The 18,538-nt window shown below is 71.6% G+C and carries 17 protein-coding genes; 7 read left to right on the forward strand and 10 right to left on the reverse strand.

Annotated features, from left to right (window positions below):
* Positions 1-30: 30 nt before the first annotated feature.
* The 6 genes from CK505_RS01655 to CK505_RS18130 form a co-directional block, all read right to left on the reverse strand.
* Complete coding sequence (locus tag CK505_RS01655) at positions 31-1,755, reverse strand: aryl-sulfate sulfotransferase (RefSeq protein ID WP_095649991.1); 1,725 nt, start codon at positions 1,753-1,755, stop codon at positions 31-33.
* Between the two features lie 202 nt (positions 1,756-1,957).
* Positions 1,958-2,290 carry a protealysin inhibitor emfourin gene (locus tag CK505_RS01660; RefSeq protein WP_141246761.1) on the reverse strand — a complete coding sequence of 111 codons (333 nt, stop codon included), beginning with the start codon at positions 2,288-2,290 and terminating at the stop codon, positions 1,958-1,960.
* A 76-nt stretch (positions 2,291-2,366) separates the two neighbouring features.
* Complete coding sequence (locus CK505_RS01665; protein ID WP_095649993.1) at positions 2,367-3,749, reverse strand: M4 family metallopeptidase; 1,383 nt, start codon at positions 3,747-3,749, stop codon at positions 2,367-2,369.
* A 20-nt stretch (positions 3,750-3,769) separates the two neighbouring features.
* Complete coding sequence (locus CK505_RS01670; RefSeq protein WP_017831762.1) at positions 3,770-4,189, reverse strand: hypothetical protein; 420 nt, start codon at positions 4,187-4,189, stop codon at positions 3,770-3,772.
* Positions 4,190-4,318: 129 nt separating this feature from the next.
* Positions 4,319-5,146 (reverse strand): PKD domain-containing protein, encoded by an 828-nt coding sequence (locus tag CK505_RS01675; RefSeq protein WP_095649994.1) that lies wholly within the window; start codon positions 5,144-5,146, stop codon positions 4,319-4,321.
* Between the two features lie 251 nt (positions 5,147-5,397).
* Positions 5,398-6,054, reverse strand: coding sequence for a DUF6318 family protein (locus tag CK505_RS18130; protein ID WP_141246762.1), 657 nt, complete (start codon positions 6,052-6,054; stop codon positions 5,398-5,400).
* A 224-nt stretch (positions 6,055-6,278) separates the two neighbouring features.
* Here CK505_RS18130 and CK505_RS01680 point away from each other — a divergent pair, with 224 nt between their 5' ends.
* From CK505_RS01680 to CK505_RS01700, 5 genes are read left to right on the forward strand one after another with little or no spacing between them, the layout of a single operon-like run.
* The gene (locus CK505_RS01680; protein WP_095649995.1) at positions 6,279-6,983 is read left to right on the forward strand and encodes an NUDIX domain-containing protein; all 705 of its coding nucleotides are present in this window, start codon (positions 6,279-6,281) and stop codon (positions 6,981-6,983) included.
* Positions 6,980-8,275 carry a quinolinate synthase NadA gene (gene nadA / locus CK505_RS01685; protein WP_017831759.1) on the forward strand — a complete coding sequence of 432 codons (1,296 nt, stop codon included), beginning with the start codon at positions 6,980-6,982 and terminating at the stop codon, positions 8,273-8,275. Before CK505_RS01680 ends, nadA begins: the two co-directional genes overlap by 4 nt.
* The gene (locus CK505_RS01690; protein WP_095649996.1) at positions 8,272-10,074 is read left to right on the forward strand and encodes an L-aspartate oxidase; all 1,803 of its coding nucleotides are present in this window, start codon (positions 8,272-8,274) and stop codon (positions 10,072-10,074) included. Before nadA ends, CK505_RS01690 begins: the two co-directional genes overlap by 4 nt.
* Positions 10,068-10,991 carry a carboxylating nicotinate-nucleotide diphosphorylase gene (gene nadC / locus CK505_RS01695; RefSeq protein ID WP_035924268.1) on the forward strand — a complete coding sequence of 308 codons (924 nt, stop codon included), beginning with the start codon at positions 10,068-10,070 and terminating at the stop codon, positions 10,989-10,991. Before CK505_RS01690 ends, nadC begins: the two co-directional genes overlap by 7 nt.
* 2 nt (positions 10,992-10,993) lie before the next feature.
* Complete coding sequence (locus tag CK505_RS01700) at positions 10,994-12,163, forward strand: cysteine desulfurase family protein (RefSeq protein ID WP_095650145.1); 1,170 nt, start codon at positions 10,994-10,996, stop codon at positions 12,161-12,163.
* Between the two features lie 6 nt (positions 12,164-12,169).
* Here the strand turns inward: CK505_RS01700 and CK505_RS01705 are convergent, their stop codons facing one another.
* The 3 genes from CK505_RS01705 to CK505_RS01715 form a co-directional block, all read right to left on the reverse strand.
* Positions 12,170-12,715: a hypothetical protein gene (locus tag CK505_RS01705; protein WP_095649997.1), complete on the reverse strand. Its 546-nt coding sequence runs from the start codon at positions 12,713-12,715 to the stop codon at positions 12,170-12,172.
* 159 nt (positions 12,716-12,874) lie between these two features.
* Complete coding sequence (locus CK505_RS01710; RefSeq protein ID WP_141246763.1) at positions 12,875-13,441, reverse strand: hypothetical protein; 567 nt, start codon at positions 13,439-13,441, stop codon at positions 12,875-12,877.
* A 121-nt stretch (positions 13,442-13,562) separates the two neighbouring features.
* Entirely contained in the window at positions 13,563-15,110 is a 1,548-nt protein-coding gene (locus tag CK505_RS01715) for a long-chain fatty acid--CoA ligase (RefSeq protein WP_095649999.1), read from the reverse strand.
* A 308-nt stretch (positions 15,111-15,418) separates the two neighbouring features.
* Between CK505_RS01715 and CK505_RS01720 the strand changes: the two genes are divergently transcribed.
* Complete coding sequence (locus CK505_RS01720; RefSeq protein ID WP_095650000.1) at positions 15,419-16,756, forward strand: MFS transporter; 1,338 nt, start codon at positions 15,419-15,421, stop codon at positions 16,754-16,756.
* Between the two features lie 122 nt (positions 16,757-16,878).
* Here CK505_RS01720 and CK505_RS01725 read toward each other — a convergent pair whose 3' ends face one another.
* Positions 16,879-17,337, reverse strand: coding sequence for a MarR family winged helix-turn-helix transcriptional regulator (locus CK505_RS01725; RefSeq protein WP_017831751.1), 459 nt, complete (start codon positions 17,335-17,337; stop codon positions 16,879-16,881).
* A gap of 225 nt (positions 17,338-17,562) precedes the next feature.
* Here CK505_RS01725 and CK505_RS01730 point away from each other — a divergent pair, with 225 nt between their 5' ends.
* Positions 17,563-18,534, forward strand: a complete 972-nt coding sequence (locus CK505_RS01730) for an SDR family NAD(P)-dependent oxidoreductase (RefSeq protein ID WP_017831750.1) — start codon at positions 17,563-17,565, stop codon at positions 18,532-18,534.
* The last annotated feature ends 4 nt before the right edge of the window (positions 18,535-18,538 follow it).

Raw genomic sequence — 18,538 nt, forward strand, 5'->3', positions numbered from 1 at the left:
GCCCGTGCCCGCCGGCGCGAGCGCGCCGGCTCAGGGCGCGGCGAACCAGAAGTCGTCGAACCCGTACTTCAGCACCCGGTAGGCGAAGTCGTCCTCGGTCGTCCCCGCGAGGGCGTAGTCGAAGCGGGCGATGACCTGGCGCTGAGCGTCGTACTCGGCGAACGTCAGGGCCTGGCCGCTGTTGACCACCAGCGGACCGCCGAGGTCCTGCACGTTGCTGACGATCGCGGAGTAGGGCACGGGGACGGTCTCGACCTCGCTGTAGGTCCCGGCGTTCTCGTCGACGAGGTACTTCCGGTACTCCGAGCGGAGGGAGGGGTCCGCCGTGGGCACCGGGGAAGTCCCGACGGGCACAGGGGCCGTGTAGTCCGGACGGCTTCTCATGCTCCAGAACGAGTTGTCGAACATCGTGAGGTAGTACTGGCCGTCCGCCAGCGCCGCGTCGTCGTGGCGCACCACCGAGTGCTGCCCACCGGTGTCGGGGAAGTCCCCCGTCTTCTCGAGGAGCAGGTCCTCGGCCCCGGTGCCGGCCCAGACCTCGCGCTGGCCGATGATGTAGTCGGCCGTGGGGTTCCCGTGGACGTCGTCGACCTTCAGGATCGCGGAGTTCTCGCGCGCGCTGACGATCACGGAGTCGCCGTCCGGGGACCAGTCGACCGAGTTCAGGTGCAGCCAGTCGTCCACCTCGCCCGGACCGTAGAACCCCGGGCCGTAGGGCTGGGTGCGGGACTTGTAATCGGCGAGGAGCTCCGTGAAGTCGACCGTCTTCTCGTAGGTCCCGGTCTCGAGGTCCAGGGACACCAGGACGTCCTCCACACTGCCCTTGGCGGTCTCCGTCGCCAGGATCACGAGCTTGCCGTCGTCGGTGACGTCGAAGTCGTGGTGCATCTCGAAGCCCGCCAGGACGTGCGTGGCCACGACCCGGCCCAGGCCGTCGATCCGGGCGACCTTGTCCGTCCCGACGGTGGTCACCATGGTGTCGCCGTAGAACTCCAGCCGGTCCGTGCGGTAGCCGTCGAGGTCGAACTCGGCGCGCAGCACCCCCGCGTTGTCGTAGAGCAGGGTGTAGTCGATGTGGCGCCTCAGCCCCATGACCGCGAACAGCCCGTCGGTGAGCTCCTCGGCGTTCCCCACCACGGTCCGGTCGAGGGTCGTGCGGTCGCCCGACGCGCTCGGCGGAGCGGTCATGGTGAACGAGAACTCCGTGGGCCCGCCGTCGTCGGGCTGCCAGGTGGTGGTCACGGTGTTCTCGGCGCCCGGGACCACCCCGATGAGCTGCCCCTCGAACGACGCGGCGCTCGGGTCGTGGTCCTTGGCGACGCGCGTGAAGTCCTCGGTGCCGGGAGAGCTGACGGTGTACGTCAGGGTGCCGCTGCCCTCGGTCTCGAACTGGGCGTGCACGCCGGTGGTGTTGGTGCCGAAGGGGTTGAGGACGAGCAGAGGAGCCTCGGGAGAGGAGCCCAGGGACTTCAGGTCGTCCAGCGCGGCGTCGACCACCTCCTGCACGTCCGGGGCGAAGCTGTCGCGCTCCTCGGGAGCTCCGTTGCGGGTGACCGAGACGGTGTAGACGTTCGTGTCCGCCTCCGGGTAGGTCTCGGCCGTGGCCGCCACCTGCTCGGCGGCAGGCACCACGGGAGGAGCACCGGGCTGCTGCAGCACCCGCGGAGGCCCGACCGCGAGGGCCGGGCTCCCCGACACGACCAGAGCGGCCGCCATGAGCAGGGTGACGGAACGAGCGCGCGATCGGTGGGACATCGGGGACTCCTGGCGGTGGGCGCGGCGGTGACGTCCGGCCGAGTGTAGCCACGCAAGAGCCCTCTGATAAGGGCCGATGTCTTTGCGGGGGCTAACGCCGCACCCCAGGAGCATCTTCAGTGGCGGGAATGACCCCGGATGACCTCCGGGTGGTCCGGCGATCCGGGCCGTGCCGTCCTGCGGGTGCCGCTGCGGGTCCGCCTCACTGATCCCCGCCGGGCTCGCACCGGTCGGCGCAGTCGCGCAGCCGCGCCACGAGCTCCTGCGCCGCCGGGTCCTGGTCGAACTCGCTCACCACGAGGCGCCGGACGCCGGAACTCTCCTGGACCTCGATCACGTAGGACTGCTGGTCGGCCGCTCCCTGGCGGGTCGTCGGGGCGGTCGATCCCAGCCGGTGCGCCAGGACGGTCTCGAAGAGGTCGAGGAGCGCGTCCTGCTGCGCCCGGGGCAGGGACTCGGTCTCGAAGCTCCGCTCCACGGCCAGCCCGGGGAAGTACGCGAGGCCTCCCTCGAGGCGGTAGCTGACTCTCGCCATGGACGGCACCGTCCCTCCGTCGGACGCGGATGGCCCGGACCGGGCCCGCGCGGGGACCGGCGGGGCCGGTGAGGAATCAGTTCCCGACTATACCCGTGGCGCCCTTCCGGGTCAGGCGCCAGCACCCGTCCGCTCCGTCGAACGTGGTCATGGCACCCGTGGCGACGTCGCCCACCAGCGTGCCGGCGTACCGGGCCGCACCGGCGTCGAAGGACAGGAGCAGGGTGCCGTCCTGCTGGTGCCACTGGCCGGACAGCTCTCCGGTGAACGAGCCGTTGTCGTGGAAGCTCAGATGCACCCGCGCGGAGGAGTCCGTGCAGCCCCAGCTGTACTGGAGCACCCACTCGTCCGCGAGGGCGCCCACGGGCCGGGCCGTCTCGGGCGCGACCCCCACCTGCTGCCAGGCGTCCGCCACCACGGCCTGCTCCGCGGGTCCGAACAGGGCGGCGGCGTGCTCGATCGTGAGGCCCGCGAAGTCCTTGAACTGCGCGACCCACCGCAGGCGCCGCAGCTCGGGGTCGCGCATCGCGGCGTACCAGATCCGGCCGGCCCTGTCCCAGCTGTGGCCGCCCAGGCCGGTCGCCGCGAGGCAGAACGCCCGGTTCGGGATGCCGGAGTTGATGTGCACCCCGCCGTTGTCGTCCAGGGTGTGCACGAAGCGGGACATGTGGTCCGGCTGCGGGTCCTTGCCGAGCACGTCGTCGTCGAACGCGGTGCCGGGTGCCTTCATCGAGCGGAGGCCCACCCCGTTGACGGCGCTCGTGAACAGGCCTGCACCGATGATCCAGTCGGCGTCCGCAGCCGTCTGGCGGGGAACGGCCACGTACTGCTTGACCATGGCCCCGATGACGTCGGAGAAGTGCTCGTTGAGCGCCCCGGACTGGTACATGTACAGCAGGTCGGACTCGTGCGTGGTGATGCCGTGCGCGAGCTCGTGCCCGATGACGTCCACGGCGGCGGTGAAGCGGTTGAAGTACTGGCCGTCGCCGTCCCCGAAGATCATCTGCCGGCCGTCCCACGCCGCGTTGTTGTACTTCTCCTGGTAGTGCACCGTGCCGAGCAGGGGCATGCCGGCGTCGTCGAGGGAATTGCGCCCGAAGACCTCCTGCAGGAGGTCGAACGTGGAGCCCAGGCCGTCGTACGCCTCGTCCACGGCGGGGTCCCCGCTGGCGGGGGCTCCCTCCGAGCGCACGAGCGTCCCCGGGAGCTCCGCGGTGTTGCCGGCCGAGTGGACCTTCCGCTCCCTGTGGGCGGTCGCCTGCGCCGCGACGGACCGCGCAGTGAGGTCCGCGATCAGCCGTTCCGCCCGGACCGTGGTGTCCACGGCCAGTGCGGCCAGGGCGTTCCTGCGGGTCTGCTCGTCCCCGTGCACCGCCATCTGCTCGTGCACGTACGGCGGGATGACCCCGCAGAACGCTCCGTGCCGGTGTCCGTGTCCGTGTCCGTGGTCCGTGGTCATCGCTTCCCCACTCCTCCGCATCAGATCCGGTTGCCCGCGGCGTCCAGCTCGCCGGGCGCCGTCCCCGGGCCGTCCGGCGCACCGGGCGCCGTCCCCGCGGAGTCCAGCCTCCGCCCGGCGACGTCCGCCGGCTGCCCGGCGCTGCTGTCCGCGGATCCCGGCCCGCCGGCGGATCCCTGCCTGGCCAGGTACCAGCAGCCGCCCGGCGAGCCGTCGAAGGAGGACATCGCCCCTGCTCCCGCCGTGCCCGTGACCGTGCCGCCGTACTGGGCGGGGCCGTCGGCGAAGCGGAGCAGCAGGGTGCCGTCCTGCTGCCGCCAGGCGCCGGAGAACCCGCCACCCGAGAAGGTGCCGTCCGGGTCGAACACGAGGCCCACCCTGCCGTAGTCGTCGGTGCAGCCCCAGCTGAAGTGGAGCACCCACGGACCGGAGATCGTCACTGTTCCGCCCCTTTCCTCGCCCGACGCAGGAGCACCGGCGGGACCGCTGACCGGGCTCTCCGGGAACCGGAAAACCATGTGCAACGATCATCCCACCAGGATCCGACGGCGTACCGGCCGGCGCGGAAATCAGCAGCCGGTGCCCTGCGGGTTCTCGAGGCAGTCGTCCGCGTAGTTGCGCACCGTGGAGCGCCAGACGCTGATCGGCACGGGTGCGCTCGCGACGTCGTTGAGCCCCGCCACGGGCAGCCATGGTCCACCCGCCACGGAGTACTCGCCGGAGAACCAGGTGGTGAGCGAGACGGCGTAGTCACCCGTCTCCGTGTAGACGTGACTGGTGTCGGTCTCCACGTCCCACGCCCCCTCCGCGAGCGGGGCGCCGCTGAGCTCGGTCGGCCCGAGCGCGGTCCCGTCGCCGTAGTCCCATGCGTACTGGACCGGCATGGCGCGCACCTCGACCGGGAAACCACCCAGCTCGGTGCTGAACTGCTGGGGCCGGGCCTCCGCCCAGACGTTGGTGTGCATGCCCCGCAGCGTGTCGGGCGCGGGCTGGACGGCACTGGCCGCGGGCGCGACGGCGAGCGTCCTGAAGTCCTGCAGGGTGAAGGTCGGCAGCTCCACGACCTCCTCGCCGCCCTCCGCCTCGGCGACCGCCACGCACATCGGCTCCCCCCACGGCGTGCTCGGTCCCTCCCCCTGCCGGACGACGACGTTCATGTAGACGCCCTCCCCACCGTCGGCAGTGGTGCAGTCCCGCTCCGCCAGGCAGTCCTCGAGGATGTCACCCGTCCGGTTGGTGCACGGGTTCTGCAGACCGAACGTCTGCTGCTTCGACTGCGCGATCGTGTCCGGGTTGAACGGCCGGTCGACGCCCTGGTCGCTCAGGTACTGGCGGAGGGCCTTCTGAAAAGCGGGGTCCTCGTCCGGGTCGTAGTCAACCGGGGCGGTTGCTTTCAACTCTGGTTGCGTATCTAAAGACCCAGGCACAGAAATGGCCACACCCTCACGCTCAGCTCTCAAGCGTATTTCATTTCCTTTCGCATATGCCGATGAGCCATCTCGACCACTCATCCTCCTCTCCATTTCGAGCCCTCCACCCAGCTTTGATGGGTCAAAGTCATCGACTTGGGAATCTGCCAACACTGGACTTGAGACGGTTAGAACTAGCGAATGCACCACTATCGAAATCGTAAATATCGGCCAGAGTTTCACTTTGACTCCGAACCGGGCAACGGCGCAGCAGTAATATAAGTCCAGGCTCCTTCTGCATAGTCCATATAGATCAAGAAAACGTCTTCCGAGTCATTTTTTGAAGGCTCTTCATGGACGATTTCTCCGGAGTCAACTATTTTAATCCCGTCATATACTGACGCAACTACCGGCTTATAAATTCCATCTGATGCTCGCACGAATCCATCTTCGCGCATTTTGATGGTTTCGCGCCCATCAACCGCCCAAGCGTTGGACTCGTAAAGTTTTTCGATTTCATCCAATTCGTCTAAGCAGACTTCGCAATTATCATTGATGATGTCGCGTGCATAGGATGTATCTCCCGTTTGATAGGCGTACCACTTCGCGTCGGACCAGTAGTCGAGGAAGGCCTGCGCCCCGTCCCGGGACTCCTCCTTCGCCAGGTCCGGCATGACGGGCTTCGGCACGTTCTGCGCGGGCCCGTCGAGCGAGGCCGGCACGTAGTCGGCGGGAGTGGCGTCCGGACTCGGCTCCGATGAGCTCGCCGCAGCCGATGAGGCGGCGCTGGAAGGGGACGCCGCGGCGCCGTCGTCGTCGGGACCGCATCCCGTGAGGAGCAGTGCCGTCAGGACGACGCCCCCGACCACCGTGCCGACTGGGCTGGACCGCACCATGAAGTTCCCCGCTTCGCTCTGCCACGGCCGGACGGGCCGGCTGGATGGGTCAGATGGTAAACGCCCCCCACTGTGCGGGAGCAACCCCTGTGGACACGCCGAAACCCGCGTTTTCATGGGGCCTGGTCAGCGGCACCATGGTCACGACTTCGTTAATGTCACTCCGACTCGAACAGTGTTATAGTCGCTGGAACCAGAAGGCACTGGATGTGAGGGAGGTGACGATGACCGCGCAGAACGTGGAACTGGCGGTGTCGACCGTCATCTTCGCCGCCCGCGACACCGGCCCCGACGGCGGCAAGGAACTCTGGCTGCCCCTCGTCCGCCGCATCCGCGACCCCTTCCGGGGGATGTGGGCCCTGCCCGGCGGACCACTCCAGCCGCACGAGGACCTCGAGGCCTCCGCCGCCCGGTCCCTGCAGCTCACCACCGGTCTGCAGCCCGGCTACCTCGAGCAGCTCTACGCCTTCGGCGGCCTGACCCGCTCGGCGAACGCCGAGGAGCGCGTCGTCTCGATCGTCTACTGGGCCTCGATCCGTACCGACCAGACCTCCGACCTCCACGCCGACCTCAACGTCACGTGGATGCGCACCACCGAGCTGCCGCCGCTGGCGTTCGACCACAGCGACATCGTGGACTACGCCCTCTACCGGCTGCGCAACAAGATCACCTACAGCCGCGTGGCCCACTCCTTCCTCGGCGAGACCTTCACCCTCGCCGCCCTGCGGGAGGTGCACGAGGCGATCCTCGGCACACCCCTGGACCCGGCCAACTTCCGGCGCCAGGTGCTCGCGTCCGGCGCCATCCTCGACACCGGCACCCGCCTGGAGGGCACACGTCATCGCCCACCCCGGCTCTACCGCTACAACCACGACCTCGACCTCGCCGACCGCACCCCGGCCGGCCGCAGCACCCAGGAGCAGACATGACCTCCGTCGCCACCCGCATCGACCTGCTGACCGAGAAGCCGGCCGGCCTGCCGGGAACCGCCCCGGCCCCGAGCACGTGCAGCACCGACCTCTCCGCGAACCCCTGGGACTTCGCACCCGCCGTCTCCGCCGGCTACGGCCCCGGGGCCTCCGAGGACGACGTGGTGCCCACCGGCGCCCCCGCCCAGCCCGTGATCCCCGAGGAGTACCAGCACGCCTCCGCCGAGGAGCTCGACCGACGGATCACCGCCGCCAAGCAGACCCTCGGCGAGCGCGTGGTGGTGCTCGGGCACTTCTACCAGCGGGACGAGATCGTCAAGCACGCCGACTTTCTCGGCGACTCGTTCCAGCTGGCCCGCGCCGCCCGGAGCAAGCCGGAGGCCGAGGCGATCGTGTTCTGCGGCGTGCACTTCATGGCCGAGACCGCCGACATCCTCTCCGGCGAGCACCAGTCCGTGATCCTGCCCAACCTCGCCGCCGGCTGCTCCATGGCGGACATGGCCGACGAGGACTCCGTCGAGGAGGCCTGGGAGCAGCTCATGGACATCCTCGGGGAGACCGACGACGACGGCCGGCAGACCGTGGTCCCCGTGACGTACATGAACTCCTCCGCGGCGCTCAAGGCGTTCTGCGGCCGGCACGGCGGCATCGTGTGCACCTCCTCCAACGCCGCGACCGTCCTGGAGTGGGCCTTCGAGCGCGGTCGGCGGGTGCTGTTCTTCCCGGACCAGCACCTGGGCCGCAACACCGCCAAGGCCATGGGGATCCCGCTCGAGCGAATGCCGATGTGGAACCCCCACAAGGACCTCGGCGGGAACACCGCGCAGGACCTGCAGGATGCCGAGGTGATCCTCTGGCACGGCTTCTGCTCCGTGCACCGCCGCTTCACCGTGGCCCAGATCGACAAGGCCCGCGCCGAGCACCCCGGCGTGCGGGTGATCGTGCACCCCGAGTGCCCCATGCCCGTGGTCGACGCCGCCGACGAGAACGGCTCCACCGACTACATCCGCAAGGCAATCGACGCCGCCGGGCCCGGCAGCACCTTCGCGATCGGCACCGAGATCAACATGGTCAACCGGCTCGCCGACCAGCACCCCGAGCACACGATCTTCTGCCTGGACCCGGTGATCTGCCCGTGCTCCACGATGTACCGGATCCACCCCGGCTACCTCGCGTGGGTGCTCGAGGAGCTCGTGGCCGGGCGCGTGATCAACCGGATCTCCGTGGACGCCGCGACCGCCCGGGACGCCGAGGTGGCGCTCGAGCGGATGCTGGCGGCGCTGCCGCGGTGAGCACGCACCCGGCACCGCGCGTGCTCGTGGTGGGCAGCGGCATCGCCGGCCTCACCGCGGCCCTGCGCGCCGCGGGCCACGGTCTCGATGTGACGCTGCTGAGCAAGGACGCCCTGGACGAGACCGGCACGGCCCGCGCGCAGGGCGGGATCGCGGCCATGACGGCCGCGCTCCCGGCCGGCCAGCCCCGCGACTCCGAGGAGCTGCACGTCCAGGACACCCTCGTCGCGGGGGCGGGGACGTGCGACGACGACGCCGTGCGCGTCCTCGTGCGCGACTCGGCGGCCGCCATCGACGAGCTCGTGGCGCGCGGTGTGGCCCTCGACCGCGCGGCCGGACCGGACTCCCCCTGGCTCGAGGGTCTCGAGGGCGCCCACTCCGTGCCCCGGATCCTGCACGCCGGCGGCGACGCGACCGGCCGCGAGATCCAGCGCGCCCTCCTCGCCGCCGCGCTGGCGGCCGAGACCGCCGGGCGCCTGACGGTCCTGCGGCACACCATGCTGGTCGACCTCGTGCTCGCCCCCGGCGGCCGCGCGGCCGGGGCCCTCGTCCTGGCGGGTCCCGGGGACCGGCTGCACGAGCTGCCTGCGGACGCCGTGGTGCTCGCGACCGGCGGCGCCGGACAGCTCTACCCCCACACCACCAATCCGGCCGTGGCCACCGGTGACGGCATCGCCGCGGCCCTGCGGGCGGGCGCCGCCGTGGCGGACCTGGAGTTCGTGCAGTTCCACCCGACCGCCCTCGCCGCTCCGGGCTGCTTCCTGGTCTCCGAGGCCGTCCGCGGGGAGGGCGCGGTGCTGCGGGACAGCACGGGCCGGCGCTACCTCGAGGACGTGCACCCGCGCGCGGAGCTCGCCCCCCGCGACGTGGTGGCCCGCGAGAACGTCCGCCGGTCCCTGGCCCAGGGCGGCCGGCCGGTCCTGCTCGACTGCACCGCGCTGAGGCCGTCCGGCCCGCACGGGGGCGGCACGACCGCCGAGTTCCTCGCCCGGCGCTTCCCCACGATCGACGCCGCCCTGCGGGCCCACGGCCTCGACTGGTCCCGCGAGCCGGTCCCGGTCACCCCGGCGGCCCACTACCTGATGGGCGGCGTGGCCACCGACGGCCTCGGCCGCACCACCGTCCCGGGGCTCTACGCCGTGGGCGAGTGCGCGGCCACGGGCGTGCACGGCGCCAACCGGCTGGCCTCCAACTCGCTGCTGGAGGGCGCCGTCTTCGGGGCCCGCGTGGCCGACGCACTGCAGGCGGACTCGCTGCGCACGGACGCGCCGGGAACCGGCCGAGCGGCCGACGACGCCCCGGCGCGCCTCGTCCTGCCCGACCGCGCCGAGATCCTGCCGGCGGCCGGTCGTTCCAGGATCGCGGCCGCCCGGTCCCGGAGCACTGCCCCGGTCGACGAAGAGGCTGTGCCGGTCGACAGGGACGCCGTGCCGTTCGACCGCGGGCAGTTCCAGGACGCCATGTGGGCGGCCGCCGGTGTCCTGCGCGACCGTTCCCGGCTCGAGACGCTGGCCCGGCGGCTGGCCGGCTTCCGCCCGTCCGCCGGTCTCTCCCGCCGTGCAGTGGAGGACCGGAACCTGCTGACCGTGGGACGCGCCGTGACCGCCGCTGCCCTGCACCGCACCGAGTCCCGGGGCGCCCACTTCCGGGAGGACTTCCCGGCACCCGATCCCGCCCGCGCGCGACGCACGTTCTGGCGCCTGGACTCCGCCCCGGATGAGGCCACTGTCCCGGCCCTGATCGGGACACATACTTCCATCGACATGTTCGACCTACCGGAGAGGATCCCCGCATGCTGACCCGAGCCGCCATCACCGAGGTCGTGGAGCGGGGGCTCGCCGAGGACGCGCCCTGGGGCGACATCACCTCCGAGCACCTCATCCCCGCCGGCACCACCGCCCGGGCCGAGCTCGTTGCGCGCGAGGCCGGCGTCTTCTCCGGCGGGCAGGTCTTCGCCGCGACGTTCGCCGCCGCGGACCCCGCGGTGGCCGTCGAGCTGGTCTCCGCCGAGGGCGACCGCTTCGAGGCCGGGGACACCCTGGCCGTGGTGACCGGTCCCGCCCGGGCCGTGCTGACCGGCGAGCGCGTGGCCCTGAACCTGACCCAGCGGATGTGCGGGATCGCCACCCTGACCGCCCGCTACGTCGCCGCCGTCGAGGAGACGGTCGCCCGCGTGGAGCAGGCCGCGAACCTCCCGTCCGGCACGATCACCCGCACCCGAGTGGCCGACACCCGCAAGACCACCCCCGGGCTGCGGGCGCTCGAGAAGCACGCCGTGCTCAGCGGGGGCGGGCACAACCACCGGCACTCCCTCTCGGACGCCGTGATGGCCAAGGACAACCACCTGGCCCTGCTCACGGCCGACGGCACCGACCTGACCGGCGCCCTGCGGCAGCTGCGCCGTCGTCTCCCCCACACGGTGCACCTCGAGGTGGAGGTGGACCGGCTCGACCAGATCGAGGCGGTCCTGGCCGGCGGCGCGGACACGATCCTGCTCGACAACTTCTCGCTGGACGACCTCGTGAGCGGCGTGGCGATCATCGACGGCCGGGCGACCGTCGAGGCCTCCGGCGGCGTGAGCCTGGAGACCGTCGGGGACATCGCGGCCACCGGGGTGGACGTCATCTCGGTGGGCGCGCTCACCCACTCCGCCCGCAACCTGGACCTGGGCCTCGACATCGGGCTCGGCAGCGGCCACGGCACCGGGACGGGATGACGGTGCTGTACCTCGACTCGGCCGCCACCACCCCCGTCCGGCGGGAGGTCCTGGAGGCCATGTGGCCCTATCTCACGCAGGAGTTCGGCAACGCCTCGAGCCACCACGAGGCGGGCCGGCGGGCGCTGGCCGGGCTGGACCGGGCCCGCGGGACGGTCGCGCAGGTGCTGAACTGCCGGCCCGCCGAGGTCGTGTTCACGTCCGGCGGGACCGAGGCCGACAACCTGGCCGTCAAGGGCATCGCCCTGGGCCGCCGGGACCGGGACCCCGCGCGCACGCACGTGGTGACGAGCGCCGTCGAGCACCACGCCGTGCTCGACTCCGCCCGGGACCTGGCCCGCTGGGACGGCTTCGACGTCACAGAGCTGGGCGTGTCCGCCGAGGGGTTCGTGGACCCCGCCGCCCTGGAGAGGGCTGTTCGTCCGGGCACCGCAGTGGTATCCGTGATGCATGCGAACAACGAGACGGGTACGGTCCAGGCGATCGCCGACCTGGCTGCGGTGGCTCGGGCGCGGGACGTCCCGTTCCATACGGATGCGGTCCAGACGGCCGGGTCGCTGGAACTGGACGTACAGGCGCTCGACGTGGCGGCGCTGAGCCTCGCCGGGCACAAGATCGGGGGGCCCAAGGGCGTGGGGGTGCTGTTCCTGCGCCGCGGGACCCCCCTGCGCCCGCTGCTGAGCGGCGGCGGGCACGAGCGCGGCCGGCGCTCCGGGACCTCGAACGTGGCCGGCGCCGTCGGCCTCGCCACGGCCCTGCGGCTGTCCGCCGAGGAGCGGGCGGCGAAGTCGGTGCGCCTGGCCGAGCTGCGGGACCGGCTGATCACCGGGATCCTGTCCGCGGTCCCGTCGGCCGTGCTGACCGGCCCGGACCCCCGGGAGCGGCCGGCGGCGCGGCTGCCCGGCAACGCCTCGTTCTGCTTCCCCGGGGTCAACGGCGAGACGGTCCTGGTGGACCTGGAGGCCCGCGGGCTGCTCGTCTCCTCGGGCTCGGCCTGCGCGGCCGGGGACACCGAGCCCTCCCACGTGCTGACCGCCATGGGCTTCCCCGCCGAGGTCGCCACCACCGCGGTCCGGTTCACGCTGTCCGCCGAGGTCACCCCGGAACAGGTGGACGGGATCGTGGCGGCGGCCCGGGGCGTCGTCGAGCGGCTGGTCGCGGCGCGCGGCTGAACGCGCTCAGCCGACCGGGACCGGGAGCGCGACCGGCACCGGGTGCTGCACCCCGGCGTGCACGGCCGCCAGGACCGGCTCGCCCTTCTGCTCCGCGCTCCGCGAGCTCTCCGGCACCAGGACCCACGAGGGGTCCGGGCAGGAGTGGGGCGCGGGGCCCTCGGGGACCGCGCTCGAGGCGCCCCGGCCGTCGAAGCCCTCCAGCCGGAAGCCGACGACCGTCCGCCACCACAGGGTGCTCGGCGTGCTCGCGATCCCCCGGGTCTCGGTGATCACCAGGTCCGTCCGCCGCGTCAGGACCTCGGCGGTCCCCGGCTTCACGCACTCCCACGAGATCTCGGTCACCGACTCGGTCTCCGCCACGAACTCGAGCGAGGCCGCGTTGGCCTGCAGCGTCTCGTCGTCCCAGCCGAGCGCGGCCCGGGCGTCGGCGGCGGTCACGAAGCCGGTGCCGTCCTCGTGGAGCTGCGTGGCCGCCCAGGTCGGCGCCGCCAGCCCGATCGACACCCCCGCCGCCGCGAGAGCCGCCAGTACCACGATGACCTTGTGCATGTGCTTCCCCAATCCCCTGTCCCCCGACACCGGGGACGTGCTCCCGGATCGTTTTTCCGAACGCTAATGCAGGCACGGGGGGCCGATCCAGCGGCGTGACCCATCTGTGACCCCCCGTCCGACCTGCGACGACACATGCGGTGCCGCGCAGCGCGGCCCTCAGGCCGCTTCCTCCCGCTCGGTGGGCACCGGGTGCACCACCCCGTCGTGGACGACCTCGAGGGCAGGCCCCTCGTGCGCCTGCGCCCGTTCGGTGGACCGGGGCACCCGGGACCAGGCCCCGTCCTGGTCCCCGCCCCCGTTCCCCGGGCAGGCGTCGAGGTCCGGGCCCTCGACCACGGAGACGGACACGGCGTCCTCGGCGAAGCCCTGCAGTTTGAAGCCCGTGACGGCACCCGTCACCGAGCTCCGCTGCACGGTGGCGACCAGGTCCGCCCGGGCGGTCGTCGTCGTCCGCCGCTCCTGCACGGCCACGGCGCCGGTGAGCTCCTGGACGCACTCCCACGACGCGGTGGCCACGGTGACCGTCTCCGCGACGAGGTCCAGCTCCGCGGCGGAGGTCTGCAGCCGGTCGTTGGTCCAGCCCACGGCCCGCAGGACGTCCTCCCGGCCGACGGAGCCCGTGCCGTCCGGGCGCAGCGTCACGGCCGCCGCGGCCGGCACGGTCAGCGCGACGGACGCCGCCGTCACGGCCGCCACCACGCAGGTCAGCAGTCTCTTTCCCACTCGATCTCCCCCCAGTCCCCCCTGTCCCCCGACAGGAGTCCGGCCATCGGGCCGTGCTGGGGAGGCTAATGAAAAGTCGTGGACGCGTCCAGCCCGGACGACGCGCGACCGGTCCCGCGCCTCAGCCGGCGGCCTGCTCGCGCAGGACGTTCTTGCGGATCTTGCCGGACGCGGTGCGGGGCATCTCGTCCACGAGGCTCAGCGTCTTGGGCACCTTGTAGCGGGCCAGCCGACCGGCCAGGTGCTCCTGGATCGTCCCCGCGGTGAGCTCCCGCCCCTCCCGGGGGACGACGACGGCGTGCGGCACCTCGCCCCACTTCTCGTCGGGCACGCCGATGACCGCCACGGCGGCCACCTCCGGCAGCTCGAGGATGGCCGCCTCGACCTCCGCCGGGTAGATGTTCTCCCCGCCGGAGATGATCATGTCCTTGATCCGGTCCGCGACGAACAGGTAGCCGTCCTCGTCCAGGTAGCCCAGGTCCCCGGAGTGGAACCACTCCCCCTCGAAGGACCCCGCCGCGTCGGGGCGGTTCCAGTACTCCCGGATGACGTTGGGCCCCGAGAGCAGGATCTCCCCCGCCTCGCCGGGAGCCGCGGGCTCCCCCGCGGCGTCCACGATCCGCACGTCGGAGAAGAAGTGCGGCAGCCCGGAGGAGCCCGCCTTCTCGCGGGACTTCGCGGCGGGGAGGTTGGTGGCGCCCGGGGAGGTCTCCGTCATGCCGTAGCTGGCGGTGAAGGCCAGTCCCCGGTTCTCGTAGGCGTCCAGGACCCGCATGGGCACCGCGGAGCCGCCGCAGGTGAGCTTGCGCAGGGAGGAGAGGTCCGTGGTGTCCCAGTCCGGGTGCTCGCACAGCATCTGGTAGGTGGTCGGCACGCCGGAGAGCCAGGTGACGCGGTGGCGCTCGATGCGCTCCAGCACCCGGCCGGGCACGAACTTGGACTCGAGCACCAGCGTGGCGCCCTTCAGCAGCGTCGGCAGCACCCCCATCCCGAGCGAGGCCACGTGGAACATCGGGGAGATCATGAGCGCGACGTCGTCGGCCGCCACGTCGTAGTCGACCAGGACGTTGAAGCAGTTCCAGGTGAAGTTGCCGTGGGTCAGACAGGCGCCCTTGGGCCGGCCGGTGGTCCCGGAGGTGTAGAGGATCACGGCGAGGTCGTCCAGGCCCACCGGGACGTCCTCCGTCCAGGGCTCGGCCGCCGCGATCACCGTCCCGAGGGCGGGGACCCCGGCCGCGTCCTCCCCGGCCGCGTCCTCCTCGGCCGCGTCCTCCCCCGCCACGACCCAGCGGACCACGTCCGGCAGGTCCCGGGCGGCCGGTGCGGCCAGGCCCGTCAGGGCGGCGTCGTGGATCAGCACCGAGACGTCCGCGTCCTCGAGCTGGTAGCGGATCTCGGGGACGGCCAGGCGCGTGTTGAGGGGGACGAGCACCGCGCCGAGCGCTCCCGCGGCGAACATCGCCTCCAGGAAGGCCGGGCTGTTCTCCCCGAGGAACGCCACCCGGTCCCCGGGGCCCACGCCCCGACCGGACAGGGCCGTCGCAAGGCGCCGGGACCGGTCGTGCAGCTCCCGGTACGTCAGCGTGCGCTCGCCGTGGATCACGGCCGTCCTGGGCCCGGACTTCTCGAGCCTCCGGACGAGCCAGGATCCCAGTCCCTGATTGCGCATGCGATCGTCTCCTCAAACAGTCGTCAAAGCCAATAGTTGAAAAATTCCACTATTAGCCCCCCAGCGTAGAGAGAGCTGGATCACATTGTCCAGACCCCCCGGCGAACCCGACCCGGCCCGACTTTCCCACTTAGGTCATCTTCTCAATGGTTGACATCTTCAATTGATTGCTGTTCCAATGGTCGCACTGTGAGTCGGCCCACACCACCGCCCGGACGCACCCGAGGACCGGGGCCGGCCCGTCCGCCGCACCGGAGCCCTGTCCCGGCGGCACACCCACTCTCTCCGCCCCAGAGCAAGGAACCGCCATGTCAGCAGCACCCGGCACCCTGGCGTCCCTGGACGCCCGCGCCAGGAACAAAGAGGCGCGCAAGGTCATCTTCTCCAGCTACCTCGGCTCCACCATCGAGTTCTACGACTTCCTGCTCTACGCCTCGGCCTCCGCCCTGGTCTTCCCCTACGTGTTCTTCACCGACCTCGACCCGCTGGCCGGCACGATCGCCGCGTACGGCACCTTCGCCGCCGGCTACCTGGCCCGCCCGCTGGGCGGGGCGGTCTTCGGCCACTTCGGCGACCGCCTGGGCCGCAAGAAGATGCTCATCATCTCGATGCTGATCATGGGCATCGCCTCGACGCTCATCGGCCTCATCCCCAGCGCCGCCGTCATCGGCTCCTGGGGGGCGGTCATCCTGATCCTCCTGCGGGTGTGCCAGGGCATCGCCGTGGGCGGCGAGTGGGGCGGGGCCGCGCTGATGGCCCTGGAGCACTCCGCGAAGGGCAGGCGGGGGTTCGCCGCGTCCTTCACCAACGCCGGCGCGCCGACCGGCGCCGCACTGGGCACCTTCGTCCTGGGCCTGTTCGCCGCCATGCCGGAGGAGCAGTTCCTCTCGTGGGGCTGGCGCGTCCCGTTCCTGCTGTCCGTCCTGCTGCTGGCCGTGGGCGTCTTCGTGCGCTCCCAGGTGTCCGAGAGCCCGATCTTCCAGGCCGCGCTGGCCAAGGAGGCCGCGGAGGGCCCCACCGCCAAGCGCAAGGTGCCCATCGTCGAGGTGCTGCGCCGTCCCCGCGCCCTGGTCTACACGATGCTGGCGGGGGCCTCCGGGTTCGCCCTCCAGGTCTTCCTGGCCACCTTCGCGGTCGCCTACGCGGTCGAGCGCGGCGCCGACCGGCAGCCGGTCCTCTACGCCTTCGCCCTCGCGTCCGTGCTCAGCGTGTTCTTCGTGGTCGGCATGGGCCGTCTGTCCGACCAGCTGGGCCGGCGCCCCGTCATGGTCGTGGGGCTGGTGCTGTTCATCGCCCTCATCCTCCCCATGTTCTCCTGGCTGGCCACCGGCAACGTGCTGCTGATCTTCGCGACCTTCACCATCGGGCTGGCCTGCCACGCCGCGATCTACGGACCGCTGGCGGCCTTCATCTCGGAGCAGTTCGGCACGTCGTCGCGCTACACCGGGGCGTCACTGGGCTACCAGTTCGCCACCCTGATCGGGGCGGGCTTCACCCCCACGATCCTCGCCTCGATCTACGCGTCCTCCGGGCAGGCCATCGCCCCCGTGGTCTGGTACCTGGCCGGGATGGCGGTGGTCAGCGCGGTGTTCATCCTGCTCACCCGTGAGTCCAAGGACTTCGACCTGGAGACCCACGAGCACTGACGCCACCCGCTGCGGAGCATCTGCGGCACCGAGCCCCCGCCTCGTCACCCCCCTCCCCGATCGACCGGGGAGAGGGGGCGGGGCGGGGGCTCGGCGTCGTCGAGGACCGGGGGACCTGTCCGTCAGAAGGCCACCTTCTTCAGCAGCCGGGACAGCTCCTCCCGCTCCGCCGGGGAGAGCGGGGAGAGCGACTCCGCGGTGGAGTTCTCCACCAGGACCCTGGCCCGGGCGTACAGCTCCCGGCCGGCGGCGGTGGGGGCGATGATCTTCGAGCGGCGGTCCCGGGGGTCGGTCCGGCGCTCCACCGCGCCGCGCCGCTCGAGGTCGTCGAGGATGGCCACGATCTGACTGGGGTCCAGCACCAGGAACTGGCTGAGCTCGCGCTGCGTCAGCTGCTCCTCGCCGCAGGCCAGCGCCAGGACCGAGTAGTGGCGCACCTTCAGCTCCAGCTCCGCCAGCCTCCGGTTGGCCGCCGAGGAGCCCGTCGAGGCGGCGCGGGCCATCAGGAAGACCGGCTCCGCCGTCAGCTCCGCCTCGAGGAGGCGCTCGAGACCGGCGGACGGGTCGGTGGGCGTGGTCATAGCGTCTCTCCTGGGGCCGGGGACCCCAGTCTACGGAATCCGTGCCCCCAGCATAGATGGAGGTTCTTAACCATTGACATTCTCAACGAATAGCGGTGGAATAGGGACGAACCCGCAGCAGTGACGGGCGTCACCCCGTCCGCCCATCCACGAGCGCCGATCCGTCAGCGCCGATCCGTCAGCGCCGATCCGTCAGCGCCGATCCGTCAGCGAAGGAGCCACCCCATGGCACAGGACAGCACCGCATCCCCGAGCACCACCCCTCTCGCCGGCAAGGTCGCCGTCGTCACCGGCTCCGGCCAGGGTCTGGGCCTGGCCTACGCCCAGGAGCTCGCCCGCCAGGGCGCGGCCGTGGTCATCAACGACGTCGACCAGGCCATCGCCGAGAACGCCGTCGCCTCCATCACCGAGACCGGCGGGCGGGCCGTCGCCGTCGTCGCCCCCGTGGGCTCCACCGAAACCGCCACCGCCCTGGTGCAGGGTGCGGTGGAGGCCTTCGGCCGCCTCGACGTCCTCGTCACCAACGCCGGGGTGCTGCGCGACAAGTCCCTGCTGAAGATGACCGACGAGGACTTCGACCTCGTCATCCAGGTGCACCTGCGCGGCACCTTCACCTGCGCCCGCGAGGCCTACCGGTACTTCAAGGAGAACGGGGTGCCCGGGCGGATCATCACCATCGGCTCCCCCACCGGCCAGTACGGCAACTTCGGCCAGACCAACTACGCGGCGGCGAAGGCCGGGATCGTGGGCATGGTCCGCACCTGGGCCCTGGAGATGAAGAAGGCCGGCGTCACCGCCAACGCCGTCATCCCCGTGGCCGCCACCGCCATGACCGAGACCATCCCCTTCTTCCGCTCCGCCGTCGAGGCCGACCGCCGCGGCGAGCCGATGCCGGACTTCTTCCGCAAGGACCTCGGCTTCGGCAACGCCGCCGACGTCGCCGGCCTGATCGCCTGGCTCGCCTCCGACGACGCCGCGGGCGTCACCGGCCAGGCCATCGGCGCCGGCGGGGACCGCCTGCAGGTCTTCAGCCACCCCCGCCCCGTGGCCACCGAGTACCGCAACGGCGGCTGGACCTTCGAGGCGCTGCGCGAGCAGCTCCCCGCCATCCTCGAGGGCAGCCTGCAGCCGGTCGGCGAGACCCTGCCCCCGCTGCCGGAGGAACTGAAGCCCGAGTCCGCGACCCAGCAGTCCTAGGGGG

The organism is Kocuria sp. WN036 (genome assembly GCF_002287015.1).
Taxonomy (GTDB): domain Bacteria; phylum Actinomycetota; class Actinomycetes; order Actinomycetales; family Micrococcaceae; genus Kocuria; species Kocuria rosea.

What these genes read in the sequence shown, in the direction of transcription:
- CK505_RS01705 (WP_095649997.1), bottom strand. Translation starts at nt 12,715, where the DNA reads ATGCACAAGGTCATCGTGGTACTGGCGGCTCTCGCGGCGGCGGGGGTG.
- CK505_RS01660 (WP_141246761.1), bottom strand. Translation starts at nt 2,290, where the DNA reads ATGGCGAGAGTCAGCTACCGCCTCGAGGGAGGCCTCGCGTACTTCCCC.
- nadA (WP_017831759.1), top strand. Translation starts at nt 6,980, where the DNA reads ATGACCTCCGTCGCCACCCGCATCGACCTGCTGACCGAGAAGCCGGCC.
- CK505_RS01730 (WP_017831750.1), top strand. Translation starts at nt 17,563, where the DNA reads ATGGCACAGGACAGCACCGCATCCCCGAGCACCACCCCTCTCGCCGGC.
- nadC (WP_035924268.1), top strand. Translation starts at nt 10,068, where the DNA reads ATGCTGACCCGAGCCGCCATCACCGAGGTCGTGGAGCGGGGGCTCGCC.
- CK505_RS01665 (WP_095649993.1), bottom strand. Translation starts at nt 3,749, where the DNA reads ATGACCACGGACCACGGACACGGACACGGACACCGGCACGGAGCGTTC.
- CK505_RS01680 (WP_095649995.1), top strand. Translation starts at nt 6,279, where the DNA reads ATGACCGCGCAGAACGTGGAACTGGCGGTGTCGACCGTCATCTTCGCC.
- CK505_RS01720 (WP_095650000.1), top strand. Translation starts at nt 15,419, where the DNA reads ATGTCAGCAGCACCCGGCACCCTGGCGTCCCTGGACGCCCGCGCCAGG.
- CK505_RS18130 (WP_141246762.1), bottom strand. Translation starts at nt 6,054, where the DNA reads ATGGTGCGGTCCAGCCCAGTCGGCACGGTGGTCGGGGGCGTCGTCCTG.
- CK505_RS01725 (WP_017831751.1), bottom strand. Translation starts at nt 17,337, where the DNA reads ATGACCACGCCCACCGACCCGTCCGCCGGTCTCGAGCGCCTCCTCGAG.
- CK505_RS01715 (WP_095649999.1), bottom strand. Translation starts at nt 15,110, where the DNA reads ATGCGCAATCAGGGACTGGGATCCTGGCTCGTCCGGAGGCTCGAGAAG.
- CK505_RS01655 (WP_095649991.1), bottom strand. Translation starts at nt 1,755, where the DNA reads ATGTCCCACCGATCGCGCGCTCGTTCCGTCACCCTGCTCATGGCGGCC.